The following is a 13,178-nucleotide window of genomic DNA, read 5'->3' as shown; positions in this document are numbered from 1 at the left end:
TCACCGGCAGGCCGGGGTGCTTCGCCTTCAGGGCCGAGATGATCCGCGCGGCGGGTTTCACCGCAAAGTCTTGAAAATCCTGACCTTTCAGGCTGCCCGCCCAAGAATCAAACAGCTTCACCACCTCGGCCCCGGCCTGCACTTGTGCTGACAGATAATCAATCGTGGCCTCGGTGATCACATCAATCAGCGCCGAGAATGTCGCCCGATCTGCATCTTTCAACGCATGCGCCGCGCCCTGATCCTTGCTGCCCCGACCCGCAATCATATAGGTCGCCACCGTCCAGGGTGCCCCCGCAAAGCCGATCAGCGTTGTCTCTGCCGGCAATTCCCGCGCCAGAATCCGCACGGTTTCATAGATCGGCGCGAGGGTCTCATGGATCGCCTCGCGCGGTTTCAACGCCTGCACCCCCGCCATGGTGGTGACGGTGGACAGCCGCGGCCCCTCGCCGACCTCGAACCACAGATCCGCCCCCAAGGCCTGCGGCAACAGCAGGATATCGGCGAAAAGAATTGCCGCATCAAAGCCATAGCGGCGGATCGGTTGCAGTGTCACCTCTGCGGCCAATTCCGGGTTATAGCACAGCGACAGGAAATCCCCCGCCTGCGCCCGCGTCGCGCGGTATTCGGGCAGGTATCGCCCCGCCTGCCGCATCATCCAGATCGGTGGCGTTGCTAAAGTTTCGCCCGCAAGGGCGCGCAGGATCAGTTTCGACATAGGCACTCCAGATACAGAAAGCTGCAAGATCGCTCGCGGGTGTTGTCAGCGCAAAGTGACACCGCTATTCCTTCAAACATGACACATCCTCTCCCCACCCCCGCGCACCCCTTCAAGATCGGCACCCGAGGCTCTCCGCTTGCCCTGTGGCAGGCGCATGAGGTGCGGCGCTGCCTGATGGAGGCCTACAGCCTGCCCGTTGAGGCGTTTGAGGTGGTGGTGATCAAGGTCACCGGCGACCAGATTCAGGATCGCGCGCTGAAGGATATCGGCGGCAAGGGCCTGTTCACCCGCGAGATTGAAGATGCGCTGCTGGCAGGCGGCATTGATATCGCCGTCCATTCGATGAAAGACATGCCCACGCTGCAACCCGATGGGCTGTGGCTGGATTGCTATCTGCCGCGTCAGGACGTGCGCGATGGCTTTGTGACGCTGAACGGCGGCGGGTTGATGGATTTGCCGCAGGGCGCGGTGGTCGGGTCGTCCAGCCTGCGGCGTCGGGCGCAGCTGGCGCATCGTCGCCCCGACCTGCAACTGGTCGAGTTTCGCGGCAATGTGCAGACCCGGATGAAAAAGCTGCATGATGGCGTGGCGGCGGCAACCTTCCTTGCGATGGCGGGCTTGAACCGCCTTGGCATGGCCGAGGTCGCCCGCCCGGTGGAAGTGACCGAGATGCTGCCCGCCGTCGCCCAAGGTGCGATTGGCGTCGAACGCCGGCAGAACGACCCGCGCGCGCAGGCGATGCTGGACGCCATTCACCACACCCCCACCGGCCAGCAACTTGCCGCTGAGCGTGGGTTTCTGGCGCGGCTGGATGGATCGTGTGAAACCCCGATCGCGGGGCTTGCGGTGCTGCAAGGCGATCAGCTGTGGCTGCGTGGCGAGATTTTGCGCCCCGATGGCAGTCAGGTGATCACGGGCGACATTCGCGGCGGCATCGCTGACGCAACCGTCTTGGGCCAGACGCTGGCCGATGATCTTCTGGGCCGCGCCGGGACGGGGTTTTTCGCCTAGGCGCATCGCATGTCCGCCTTGGCATAGGGGGCAAGGAAATCGCGGATCAGGGCTGCGACCTGCTCGGGCGCTTCTTCATGCACCAGATGGCCAAAGCGGGGCAGGGGGGTCCATTCGGCATGCGGCATCGCGGCGGCGGCGCGCTGTGATACTGCAGGCGGCACCGCGCGGTCGGCGGCTCCGGTGATCAGCAGGCATGGCACCTTTTGCTGCGGCAGGCGGTTCAGCAAACCGTCCAACTGCCACTGCGCCATCATCGCCAAGGTGGCGGCGACATGGCCGGGTTGGCGCAAAAGGTGCAGATACTGCGCCTCTCCGCCTGCGTCGATCTGCGATTCGGTCGAGGCCAAAAGCTGATGCACCTGACGCGGCGTCCCAGCCAGTTTGCTGAACAGTTGCGGCACAAGGGGCAGACGCGCCAGCACATTCGCCAGCGCCGGAAACAGCCAGCCCGCCACGCCCTCAAACCCGCCCAAGGCGGCGTTGATGCCAATCACGGCCTGCGGGGGGCTGATCTCGGCCAGCCGCAGCGCAACGGCGGCCCCGGCAGAATGACCAATGATCGCAAGTGGTTGCCAATCTTGCTGGCGGAGAAGCCCTGCCACATCTTCAGCCATCGCATCCAGATTGCAACGCGCGCGGTTGCCCAAGACGGTAAAGCCTTGCCCCGGCAAATCCAGCGCGATCACGCGGTAATCCGGGCTGAGCAACGGGATCAGATGGCGAAAGCTGTGCGTCGCCCCGCCCGCGCCATGCAGCAGCAGGACCACCGGGCCGCTGCCCACGTCCTGCACATGCCACAGATGGCCCTTGCAGCGTATATGCTGTGACGCGCTGCGATAGGGCCAGTCAGCGGGGATCACCGGGGTCTGCATCTATGCCCCCAATGCCGCTTGCAGCACGCCCGACAACCGCTGCGCATCGGCGCGTGGCAGCGGCACATAGGCCGCCCCAAGGCTGGCCGCCATCCGTTGCAGGGCCGCTTGCGGGCGGCTGGCGATGTCCAGCACCAGCGCCGGAATCGCCGCCGCACAGATCAGCCGAGATAGGCGCTGCGCATCGGCCTCGGCCTCGATGCGGTTGGCGCTGCCGTCCAAGGCGATATTCCCCCGCCCATCGGTCAGCAGCGCAATCGTCGGCGTCATCCCGCGCGCGCGGGTCTGCAGGCTCAGATCAAACGCCATCTTCAGCCCCGCCGCCAAAGGCGTGCCACCCCCCCCCGGCAAGCCCGACAGCCGCCGTTTGGTCTGCACCAAGGATCGCGTCGGCGGTAACAACACCTCTGCCGCCAGCCCGCGAAACGCGATCAGCGCCACATGATCGCGCCGCGCATAGGCCTGCGCCAACAGCAACTCAATCGCGCCTTTCGCCTCGGCCAGCCGCGACAAAGCTGATGATCCCGACGCATCCACCGCAAAGATCAACACCCGGTCCGAGGTTTCCTGATACCGCTTCAACCGCAGATCCGATGCCCGGATCTCCAGCCGTGTCGCATCCGGGCTGCGCCTGCGCAAAGGTTGCCACGGGGCTGCGGCGCGCAGGGTTGCCACCAGATCAATCCGCTTGCCCGACCCCGGCACGCCGGGGCGCGGCGGCAACGGCCGCCCGCGATGATTGCCCTTGCGCGCAGCCCCCGTGCCGCCGCTGCCCTTCGCCGCCCGCGCGGCTTTGCCCGCCGCCAGCCGCGCCAAAAGGTCAGCGGGCAGGGCGGCGCGCACGGCTTCCAGCAGAATGTCATCCGGGATGCGGTCGTCTTGGTGTTGCGGCTGTTCGGCCTCAGCCTCACCCGGATCGGGCGGCGGCGGAGTGCTGTCCTGCTCTGGCGCGCCCGCGTCTGGCAAATCGCCGCGATGCGCCAACGTCAATTCGGCGGCGTGGCGCAACGTATCTTCCGACGCCACCGCTTCCCCCCGCCAAGCCGCCAGCGCCCGCGCCACCGCAATCGCCAACAGCGGCGCGCGCAGACTGGCGATGCCCATGGCAAGCGCCACCGTGGTCAGGCTTTCCAGCGCGCCTTTGGGCAAAACCACCCCGGCCAAACGGCCCCGCGCCGCCGCGATCTGATCAGCGGGCAGCAAGATTGCGCCGCTTTCCGAATAGCCAATATCGCCCAGATCAAGGAACAACCCCAACCGATCCGCCAGACCAGAAGCCAAAACCTCCTCCGCCTCGGCCCCTTCATCCAGCGCCACCAGACACGGCCCCGCGCCGTCCAGCCACAGCGAAAGCCGCGCGCTAAGGGCAGGGGGGCAGCGTTCCGCCATCGTCAGCACCACAGGCTCCGCCCCCGACAAAATCCCTGCACTGCGCCGCAACTGACCCGCGCTTAACGTCGCCGCCAGATCCACGCCACCAAACAACGCCACATCGTCAATCCCGGGATGAATCCGCCGCCCCAAAGGCAGCGCCTGCACCACCGCATCCCGCACCGGGCCAGAGCGCGCCCTTAACCACAGCCCCTTGACCCCCGCCGGATCAACCGACAGCACCGCCAGCGCAGCCTCTACCCGGCCCCATGGCGACAGCGGATCACTCACGGCAAGATTTCAGCGATGGTGCGGGCCATCCGCGCGCCCGATCCGGCCTCGTCCAGCGGATCGCGCCGCAACCGATGCCCCAAGGCACTTGCCGCCACCGTGCGCAGATGCACGCGGCTGACCACTCCGGCCCCCTCAAACGCCGCCTGCGCCCGTGCGGCCCGCAGCAGCGTCAGCTCGCCCCGCAACCCGTCCGAGCCCAAGGCGATGCACAAGGCCGCGCAATCATGCAGCACCACACCCGGCGTTTTCAGCCCCGGCAGCGCCGCCCGCGCCGCCAGAATCGCCTTGCGCAAACCGCTATCCTTCGCCCGCCATTTCTTCATGAACACGGCGTTGTCATTCTCATAGGCGTCGCGCCTGCGCATCACCTCGACCCGCGTTTCAATATCGCGCGGGCTTGCCACCTCGACCGACAGCCCAAACCGATCCAGCAGCTGCGGCCGCAACTCGCCTTCCTCGGGGTTGCCCGAGCCCACCAGCACGAACCGCGCCGCGTGACGGATCGACAGCCCCTCACGCTCCACCACATTCTCACCCGATTGCGCCACATCCAGCAGCAGATCGACGATATGATCCTCCAGCAGGTTCACCTCGTCGATATACAGATACCCCCGGTTTGCCCGCGCCAGCAGCCCCGGCTCGAACGCCTTTTCACCCCGCGTCAGCGCGCGTTCAATATCCAGCGCGCCCACCACACGGTCTTCCGTCGCCCCCAGCGGCAGGTCAATCACCGGGGTCGGGCGCTTGATCATTTTGCCCGATGTCACCCCCGCCCACTCCGGCACATCCTGCACACGGGCCGAGTTCACCGGGCAGCCCTCCACCGCCGAAATCTCTGGCAACAGCGCCGCCAGCGCCCGCACCGCCGTCGATTTGCCGGTGCCACGGTCGCCAAACACCAGCACACCGCCGATCCCCGGATCAATCGCGGTCAGCACCATCGCCTGTTTCATCGCGGCTTGGCCAACGATGGCCGAGAAGGGGAACGGTTGGCTCATGCGGCATCCTTTACGGCAAGCGGGCGGATGCCGCCCCAAGTGCCCCAATCATCCAGAATCCGAAACCGGGCGTAAAGTTCTTCGGAAAACCACCCCTCGGCCCGCACCGCCTGAATGGCGCGGCCATGCGGCCCGTCGCCGCGCGCGAAATGCGCCATGCTGGCGGCATCGGGCCAGATCGAAAACGTGATCTGATGCAGCAGCGGCACCTCGCCGATGCCGATTTTGAAGATCACATTCGGGTCTTGCCCGATTGCAGCCGAGATATCCGGCACCCGCCGCCAGAACCGCAAAAACGTCGAGGCCCGCATCGTCGCCCGCGTCAGCGCCACGATGGGGCCAGTATTGGGGGCATCCGTCGCGGTGAACGGCGCGCGCCCCGACCATTGCCCCCGGGCCGAGGTCGGCTCCAGCAAAATCGTCCAGTTTTCAGCACTATGCTTGCGCCAGCGCTTGAACACCGGGGCCTCCGCGATCACCCGCCGCGCTGTCGCCGCATCGGGCCAGGTCGCAAGAATGGCCCAAACTGCGGTATTGGGTTTTGGCGTGAAACCTTCGCCGGTGCCTGATCCGCACAGCTTCCAGAACCCGACCTCGGGCATCCGCATGAACGACAGCCGCGCCGCCCCCATTTGCCCGAAAACCCAGATCCGGGCGGGCAGTGAGGCAAAGCGAAACAGAGAAAGACTCACGGTGTTGATGGCAGACCTCGGGCTATAAGCAGCGGTATGTGTCAGAATAGTCTTACAGTTTTTGCGGCATCTGCAAAGTAAAATGGCGGATTCCACAATGAAAATGTGCGTATTGTAAATTACACTAGACAGTATATCGTGACTTTATGCTGACAGATTCTTCAACCCCCTCCACCGCCTTGCCCCGCACCTCTGGGGCTGATGCCATCGTGATCGGCGCGGGCTTGGGGGGCTTGGCGGCGGCGATGCGGCTGGGGGCCAAAGGCTACCGCGTGACGGTGATTGACAGGCTGGACATGCCCGGCGGGCGTGGCAGTTCGATCACCCAAGGCGGCCACCGCTTTGATCTTGGCCCGACAATCGTGACCGTGCCGCAGGGCCTGCGCGATCTGTGGGCCGCCTGCGGGCGTGATTTTGACCAAGACGTTGATCTGCGCGCACTTGAGGCGTTCTATCAGATTCAATGGCAAGACGGCTCCACCTTTACCGCCCGCCAATCCACCGACGCGATGCGGGCCGAGGTGGCGCGGCTGTCGCCCGGCGACCTTCCCGGCTATGACAAATTCCTGAAAGACAGCGAGAAACGCTATTGGTTCGGCTTTGAAAACCTTGGCCGCCGCTCGATGCACCGCTTTGCTGATCTTCTGAAAGTGCTGCCGACCTTTGTTGCGCTGCGGGCTGACAAATCGGTCTACGCCCATGCGGCCTCTCGCGTGAAAGATGAACGCCTGCGGTTCGCGCTGTCCTTCCATCCGCTGTTCATCGGCGGTGATCCGTTTCACGTCACCTCGATGTATATCCTTGTCAGCCATCTCGAGAAGGAATTTGGCGTCCATTACGCGATGGGCGGGGTGGCGGCGATTGCTTTGGCGATGGCGGGGGTGATCCAAAGCCAAGGCGGCACCCTGCGCCTGAACGCCGAAGTCGATGAAATCTTGCTGCAAAATGGCCGCGCGACTGGCGTGCGGCTGACCGATGGCGCGGTGATCGCCGCCGATATCGTGGTGTCAAACGCCGACGCGGGCCACACCTATGACCGGCTGCTGCGCAACCACCGCCGCAAACGCTGGACGCCCCCGAAACTCGCCCGCAAACGCTGGTCGATGGGCCTGTTCGTCTGGTATTTCGGCACCAAAGGCACCCGCCTGAAATGGCCCGAGGTTGGCCATCACACCATCCTCGTCGGCCCGCGCTACAAAGACCACATCCGCGATATTTTCATCCGGGGCAGGCTGGCCGACGACATGAGCCTGTATGTCCACCGCCCCTCTGTCACCGATCCGTCGGTGGCCCCCGTGGGCGATGACACCTTCTATGCTCTCTCCCCCGTCCCGCATCTCGGGATAGGTGACACCGATTGGCAAACCGAGGCCGAACCCTACCGCCAGAAAATGCAAAAGATGCTGGAAGACCGCCTGCTGCCGGGCCTGTCCGATCATCTGACCGAGCAGTTGATCTTCACCCCCAACAGCTTTCAAACCCGCTACCTGTCGCCCTATGGCAGTGGTTTTTCTATCGAGCCGCGCATCCTGCAATCCGCCTATTTCCGCCCGCATAACGTCTCGGAGGAGGCGAAAGGCCTCTACTTGGTCGGCGCAGGCACCCATCCCGGCGCGGGTCTGCCGGGGGTGATCGCCAGCGCCGAAGTCCTCGGCACCCTCGTCCCCAACGCCCCCCGCACGCGCGCCCAAAGAATGGCAGCCGAATGATCGCCCCCGCCGACATGGCCCATTGCCGCGAGGCGATCCGCACCGGCTCGCTTTCCTTCCACGCTGCATCGCGCCTGCTGCCCGCAAATGTCCGCGACCCCGCGCTGGCGCTTTATGCCTTCTGCCGCCTAGCCGACGATGCCGTCGATGACAGCGACGACAAGGCCCCCGCCGTGCTGGCCCTGCGCGACCGCCTCGATCTCGTCTACGCCGGCCGCCCGCGCAACGCCGCCGCTGACCGGGCCTTCGCTGCCGTGGTCGAAGATTTCGACATGCCCCGCGCCTTGCCGGATGCCCTGCTCGAAGGTCTCGCTTGGGATGCCTTTGGCCGCCAATATCAAACCTTGCCCGACCTTCTGTCCTACTGCGCCCGTGTCGCCTCTGCCGTTGGCGCGATGATGTGCGTTCTGATGCGGGTGCGCGACGCTGATGCCTTGGCCCGGGCCTGCGATCTGGGGCTGGCGATGCAGCTGACCAATATCGCCCGCGATATTGGTGAAGATGCGCGGGCAGGGCGGTTGTACCTGCCGCTCGATTGGCTGGCCGACGCCAAGCTGACTCCCGCCGCCTTCCTGCAAAACCCGCAAGCCACCCCCGCCCTGCGGGCGCTGATCCAACGCCTGCTGACCGAAGCCGCCCGCCTTTACCACGAAGCCGAGGTTGGGATTTCCGCGCTGCCGCTGACCTGCCGCCCCGGCATCTATGCCGCCCGCCATGTCTACGCCGGCATCGGTGGCGCAGTCGCGCGCAATGGATATGACAGCATCACCGCCCGCGCCCGCACCAGTGGCGCGCAAAAACTCGGCTGGCTGGCGCTGTCGCTGACCCGCAGCGCCGCGTCAGCCCTGCTGCCCGGATCGGCCACATTGCACGCCCCCGCCCGCCCGGAAACCGCCTTCCTCGTCGATGCCGCCGCGCGCAAATCCGCCCGCTTCAGCCGATCCGAAGCCTTGTTCGCCGCCCTTGCACAACTTGAATCCAAAGATCGCGCCCGCCGCCCCTTGGATCGCGCCGGAATCTGACCTAGCTTCAAACCACCCTAGTTTGGAGCGACGCCGATGGACTGGCCCCTGTTTTTCACCTTTCTGGCCGCCTGCGGTGCCGCCGCCGCAACGGGCGCGATGTTCAACCCCGGCGCGTGGTATGACAGCCTGCAAAAGCCAACATGGACCCCGCGCAACTGGGTGTTCCCGGTGGTCTGGACCACGCTCTATCTGCTGATCGCCTATGCCGCGATGCGGGTGGCAGGCGTTGCCTTGTCGGCTGATGTAACGGGCGGCGCGGCCGTTGCGGGCACCACGCCCTTGCCCGGCTCGGCCGTCTTGGCAGGCAATGTGGTGCAAGCCTTGGCGTTCTGGGCGCTGCAAATCGCGTTCAACACGCTGTGGACCCCGGTGTTCTTCGGCCTGCACCGCATCCGCGCCGCGATGGTGGTGATGGTGTTCCTGTGGCTTTCCGTCGCCGCGACGACGTGGAGCTTCTTTGGCGTCGATTTCTGGGCGGGCGCCGCGTTCCTGCCCTATCTCGTCTGGGTCACGATTGCAGGCGCGCTGAATTTCAGCGTGATGCGGCTGAACCCCAACGCAGGATAAAGCGAAGTTCCGCAATGGCCAAGGCCATCGCCTTGGCCAAGCGCAGCGGTTGGTGTTCCGGTCGGGGGCCAAAGTCCCCGGCCAGCGCCCGTCCCGCCCAAGCCAAAGCACTGCACCTTTCAGCGATTGCATGCTGACCCTCTTCCCGAACCGAAAGAAAACGCTCCATTGGAGCGTTTTCCGGTGAGTTGCTCATAAGCCTGAAAGGCGTTGAGCAAGGGGCGTCATGCCGCAAACCAACGTCTGTAAATCGGGGCGCGCCTGACTGGGCTGGCGCGGAAACCGCGCCTGCCGAGGGGTGATGAGCGATTAGAAATCTTCCAGTGGAAGATTTCAGCGAAGAACGCCCGGCCCGTGGCCGGGCCGGGTGGCAGGCGCGGCCCGATTTGTCTGCGGCCAAATCGGGCAAAACCCACAGCCGCGCATCATAAATCGACCACATACACTACATATTGTATAAAATCGTCCGAAATCCAGGGAAAACCACAAGTCTGTCCCCGCGGGGACAGATTTTTCCGCGCCTTTACGGCCACTTTTCCCGCCGCGGCACCCGAAACGCCAGCATCGCTTTCACCACCGGGGATCGGAACCGCCCAAGGTCCAACGCCTCATGCACCCCCGTCACCACCTCGCCGTCGATCCGGGTTTGCACCAGTGATCGGCTGTAAAACGGCGCGTCCAGCAGCGCCTTGGTCTGGCGCGGCGCAGCCCCCGCATCACAGCGGGTATCGCGCTTGATCCGCCATCCGGTGCGCGCCAGTGGCGCCAGCGGTGGCGGCGCAATCTGCACCGCAGACCCATCCGCCGCCACATCCAGCCCCAGCGCCAGCGTCGATCCATCGGCCCGGATGCCATCATAAAAACACGTCGTCCCGCCATGGGCGCGCGGATAGCGCCCCCATGTCCAACGCTGAAAATCCGCCTCCAACGCCGCCTGCCCAAAGTTGGCATCGAAATAGCCGTGCCCCGTCCAAGCGTGCCCCTGCGACAGATCCACCTCGATCCGGGCCGAGGGCGCAAACGGTCGCCAGATATGCCGCGCATCCGGGGTCAGCATCGCCTCCACCTCCGTCACAGCCGAGGGCGTCAGCCGGATCTGCCCCTGCACCCGCGCAATGATCGGCAGGCCCGAGACCTCATTCACATCAATCACCAAAGTGCCGTTCTGCCACGCCATCCGGCTGGGCCCGATCTGCAACGCATCCCGGCTTTGCAGCAACGCCCCCCGCCCCCGGTCGGTCATGGTAAAGCGCCCACCCGGCCCATAGGTCACCACATTGATGCAACAATGGTTCGCCGGATCGCGCCGCCCCGACCACGCATACCAGGGCGAGAACACCGAGCCGATAAAGCCGATCACAGAGACCGCGCGCGTCCCGTCAGCCGAGACACCATCGACATACCACCACGCATAACCGTCCGGGGCCACGACGCATCCGAAGTCAGGTCGTTCCGTATCGCCTCGGCCGCGTGCTTGCCGGATAAGGCCGCCATCGGCACCCCCGCCCCCGGATGCGCGCCGCCCCCCGCCAGATACAGCCCCTGCACCGCTGTCCGCGCGCCGGGTCGCTGAAAACTCGCCATCAGCCCCTGCGGACTGCGCCCATACAGCGCCCCCTGCGACCCCGGAAACAGCCCCGCGAACCCCTGTGGCGTCATCAGGGCTTGGTCGGGGGGTGGGGGCGAAAACGTCAGGCCGAACTTGGCCAGTTGCGGAAAAGTCTTGGCGCGACATTCGGAAACCTCATGCGGGGAAAGGGTCGTCTTGGCGGGGGCGTTCATGATGATCTCAAACCGCTCTGGCCCGGAATTAGGGAAATCTGGCACCGAACGATCCTGCGCGCAGACATACAGCGTCGCCTCATCCGGCATCCGGCCTTGGCGGATCGGCCCGAATTCAAGCGCGGTGTCGCTGTTGAAAAACACATTATGATGCGCCAGATCGAACGAGGCAGGGGTGGCGGCAAACGACCAGACCCAAGCCGACAAACTGCGCGGATGCGCCGCAATCGGTTTCAACGCCTGCTGCGGTCCATTGCCCAAAAGCCCCGCCAAAAGCGCCGCCGGATCGCCATTGAACACCACCGCATCGCATTTCATCGCCCGCCCGTCTGACAGCACCACCTCTGTCACCCGCCCCCCCTGCCGCAGGATGCGCAGCGCCGAGGTGCCATAGCGAATCGTCACCCCCAGCCGGGTCGCAAGCTCTGCCAAAGCGCGGGCCAGATGATGCATCCCCCCCTTAACCGCCCAAACCCCCTGCGCCTCGGCCTGCCAGATCAGCGCCAGCACCGCAGGCGACATATCCGGCGCACCGCCAACATAGGTGGCGTATCGCCCAAACAACTGCCGCAAGCGCGGGTCGGTAAAGCTGTTGCAAAGGTGCGCCGCCAAGCTTCGCTGCGGCAAAAGCGCAGGCCAAACCGCAGGCGCGCGCAAAGCGTTCAGCCCAATGCCAGCCAGATCAGGCCGCATCGCCTGCAGCATCGGCCGCTCAAACGCCTTGTAAAGCTGGGCGGATTGACGGTTGAAGGCCTGAAACTCCGCCTCTGCCTTGGCCCCCGCAAACTCGGCAATCGCAGCGCCACTTTGCGCCGGATCGGCAAACAAATCCAACCGCCCGCCATCCAGCCACCAATGCCGCGCCAGCAACGGCTGCGGCACCAGCGTCAGGTGATCGTCCAGAGTCTCCCCCGCCACCGCGAACAATTCATCAAACACCGCCCGCAACGTCAAAACCGTCGGCCCCGCATCAATCGGCCCCGCCATCGACGCCAAACAGCGCATCTTGCCGCCGGGGTAGGCCTGCGATTCGACCAAAGTCACCTGCATGCCAGCGGCGGCCAAGCGGATGGCAGAGCATAGCCCCCCCATGCCCGCGCCGATGACGATGATTTTTTGCCCTGCGGTTGCCATGTCTGATTGTTGACTTGGACATGGAAACTGTCCAGTATGATTTACATATATGTGTCATTTTATAGTGACACTTCCCGATGGATCAGCCGGGCGCCCGGCCGTTGAGGAGCTTTCTTATGAAGATCGACGAACGGCTTGATGCGGCGACAGCGCAGGTTTTGCGTGGGGCTATGGGCGGCGATGCCCCGGCGCAACTGGCGCAGGCGCTGCACTATGCGGTGACGCCGGGTGGGGCGCGGATCAGGCCGACGATTCTGCTCAGCGTGGCTTTGGCCTGCGGCGATGATCGCCCCCGCCTTTCCGATGCGGCGGCGGTGGCGCTGGAGTTGATCCATTGCGCCAGCCTTGTGCATGATGATCTGCCCTGTTTTGACGATGCCGACCAACGCCGCGGCAAGGCAACCGTGCATCGCGCGTTTTCTGAACCGCTGGCGGTGCTGACCGGGGATAGCCTGATCGTGTTGGCGTTTGATGTGCTGGCGGCTGCGGCGGGCAAAGATGCTGACCGTGCCTTGCAGATGATCCGGGTTCTGTCGCGCCGCACCGGAATGCCGGATGGGATTTGCGCGGGGCAGGGGTGGGAGAGTGAGTCTCAGGTCAACCTGTCCGCCTATCACGGCGCCAAAACCGGGGCGCTGTTCATTGCCGCGACGCAGATGGGTGCGCTGGCTGCGGGGCAGGATGCCGAGCCTTGGGAAGAATTGGGCGCGCGGATTGGTGAGGCGTTTCAGGTGGCCGATGATCTGCGCGATGCGCTGTATGATGCCGAAACTCTTGGCAAACCTGCAGGCCAAGATGCGGCGCATGGGCGGCCCAATGCGGTGACATCGCTGGGGGTGCAGGGCGCGATCCGGCGGCTGAAAGATATCTTGGGTGGGGCGATTGCCTCGATTCCGTCTTGCCCCGGCGAGGCGATGCTGGCCGAAATGGTGCGGCGCTATGCCGAACGGATGACTCCGGTGGCCCCGGTTTTGCAGCGGGCCGACGTGCGGCGCTGAT

At 65.0% G+C, this 13,178-nt stretch carries 12 protein-coding genes; 5 read left to right on the top strand and 7 right to left on the bottom strand.

All coding sequences use genetic code 11. From position 1 onward, the window contains the following. The coding region (hemE, locus tag QQJ98_RS19205) for a uroporphyrinogen decarboxylase (RefSeq protein ID WP_284326902.1) at positions 1 to 718 on the bottom strand (718 nt) is incomplete at its 3' end. A gap of 78 nt (positions 719 to 796) precedes the next feature. Here hemE and hemC point away from each other — a divergent pair. After that, positions 797 to 1,732 carry a hydroxymethylbilane synthase gene (hemC, locus tag QQJ98_RS19200; protein WP_284326901.1) on the top strand — a complete coding sequence of 312 codons (936 nt, stop codon included), beginning with the start codon at positions 797 to 799 and terminating at the stop codon, positions 1,730 to 1,732. Here hemC and bchO read toward each other — a convergent pair. Genes bchO through crtA form a run of 4 tightly spaced genes read right to left on the bottom strand, consistent with a single transcriptional unit; the run spans position 1,729 to position 5,962 of the window. Then, on the bottom strand, positions 1,729 to 2,607 hold the full coding sequence (gene bchO, locus QQJ98_RS19195) for an alpha/beta fold hydrolase BchO (RefSeq protein ID WP_284326900.1): 879 nt from the start codon (positions 2,605 to 2,607) through the stop codon (positions 1,729 to 1,731). The two genes, hemC and bchO, sit on opposite strands and share 4 nt — an antisense overlap. Beyond that, positions 2,608 to 4,269 carry a magnesium chelatase subunit D gene (locus QQJ98_RS19190; protein WP_284326899.1) on the bottom strand — a complete coding sequence of 554 codons (1,662 nt, stop codon included), beginning with the start codon at positions 4,267 to 4,269 and terminating at the stop codon, positions 2,608 to 2,610. Next, positions 4,266 to 5,270 carry a magnesium chelatase ATPase subunit I gene (gene bchI / locus QQJ98_RS19185; RefSeq protein WP_284326898.1) on the bottom strand — a complete coding sequence of 335 codons (1,005 nt, stop codon included), beginning with the start codon at positions 5,268 to 5,270 and terminating at the stop codon, positions 4,266 to 4,268. The genes QQJ98_RS19190 and bchI overlap by 4 nt, the downstream gene beginning before the upstream one ends. Beyond that, complete coding sequence (crtA, locus tag QQJ98_RS19180) at positions 5,267 to 5,962, bottom strand: spheroidene monooxygenase (protein WP_348523145.1); 696 nt, start codon at positions 5,960 to 5,962, stop codon at positions 5,267 to 5,269. Before crtA ends, bchI begins: the two co-directional genes overlap by 4 nt. A 146-nt stretch (positions 5,963 to 6,108) precedes the next feature. Here crtA and QQJ98_RS19175 point away from each other — a divergent pair, with 146 nt between their 5' ends. Genes QQJ98_RS19175 through QQJ98_RS19165 form a run of 3 tightly spaced genes read left to right on the top strand, consistent with a single transcriptional unit; the run spans position 6,109 to position 9,263 of the window. After that, the gene (locus tag QQJ98_RS19175; protein ID WP_284326897.1) at positions 6,109 to 7,671 is read left to right on the top strand and encodes a phytoene desaturase; all 1,563 of its coding nucleotides are present in this window, start codon (positions 6,109 to 6,111) and stop codon (positions 7,669 to 7,671) included. Further along, positions 7,668 to 8,693: a 15-cis-phytoene synthase gene (crtB, locus tag QQJ98_RS19170; RefSeq protein ID WP_284326896.1), complete on the top strand. Its 1,026-nt coding sequence runs from the start codon at positions 7,668 to 7,670 to the stop codon at positions 8,691 to 8,693. Before QQJ98_RS19175 ends, crtB begins: the two co-directional genes overlap by 4 nt. A 36-nt stretch (positions 8,694 to 8,729) precedes the next feature. Then, a complete protein-coding gene (locus QQJ98_RS19165; RefSeq protein WP_284326895.1) occupies positions 8,730 to 9,263 on the top strand; it encodes a TspO/MBR family protein in 534 nt (177 codons plus the stop codon). Positions 9,264 to 9,786: 523 nt separating this feature from the next. Here QQJ98_RS19165 and crtC read toward each other — a convergent pair. Beyond that, entirely contained in the window at positions 9,787 to 10,623 is an 837-nt protein-coding gene (gene crtC / locus QQJ98_RS19160) for a carotenoid 1,2-hydratase (protein ID WP_284326907.1), read from the bottom strand. Next, positions 10,620 to 12,179 (bottom strand): 1-hydroxycarotenoid 3,4-desaturase CrtD, encoded by a 1,560-nt coding sequence (gene crtD, locus QQJ98_RS19155; RefSeq protein WP_284326894.1) that lies wholly within the window; start codon positions 12,177 to 12,179, stop codon positions 10,620 to 10,622. Before crtD ends, crtC begins: the two co-directional genes overlap by 4 nt. 116 nt (positions 12,180 to 12,295) lie before the next feature. On the opposite strand from crtD, the gene QQJ98_RS19150 reads away from it, so the two are divergent. Then, entirely contained in the window at positions 12,296 to 13,177 is an 882-nt protein-coding gene (locus QQJ98_RS19150; RefSeq protein ID WP_284326893.1) for a polyprenyl synthetase family protein, read from the top strand. Position 13,178 lies beyond the last annotated feature (1 nt).

This window comes from Cypionkella aquatica, from assembly GCF_030161095.1.
Taxonomy (GTDB): domain Bacteria; phylum Pseudomonadota; class Alphaproteobacteria; order Rhodobacterales; family Rhodobacteraceae; genus Cypionkella; species Cypionkella aquatica.
This window is presented reverse-complemented; position numbering and strand designations above follow the sequence as displayed.

What these genes read in the sequence shown, in the direction of transcription:
- hemC (WP_284326901.1), top strand. Translation starts at nt 797, where the DNA reads ATGACACATCCTCTCCCCACCCCCGCGCACCCCTTCAAGATCGGCACC.
- bchO (WP_284326900.1), bottom strand. Translation starts at nt 2,607, where the DNA reads ATGCAGACCCCGGTGATCCCCGCTGACTGGCCCTATCGCAGCGCGTCA.
- bchI (WP_284326898.1), bottom strand. Translation starts at nt 5,270, where the DNA reads ATGAGCCAACCGTTCCCCTTCTCGGCCATCGTTGGCCAAGCCGCGATG.
- QQJ98_RS19175 (WP_284326897.1), top strand. Translation starts at nt 6,109, where the DNA reads ATGCTGACAGATTCTTCAACCCCCTCCACCGCCTTGCCCCGCACCTCT.
- crtB (WP_284326896.1), top strand. Translation starts at nt 7,668, where the DNA reads ATGATCGCCCCCGCCGACATGGCCCATTGCCGCGAGGCGATCCGCACC.
- QQJ98_RS19165 (WP_284326895.1), top strand. Translation starts at nt 8,730, where the DNA reads ATGGACTGGCCCCTGTTTTTCACCTTTCTGGCCGCCTGCGGTGCCGCC.
- crtD (WP_284326894.1), bottom strand. Translation starts at nt 12,179, where the DNA reads ATGGCAACCGCAGGGCAAAAAATCATCGTCATCGGCGCGGGCATGGGG.
- QQJ98_RS19150 (WP_284326893.1), top strand. Translation starts at nt 12,296, where the DNA reads ATGAAGATCGACGAACGGCTTGATGCGGCGACAGCGCAGGTTTTGCGT.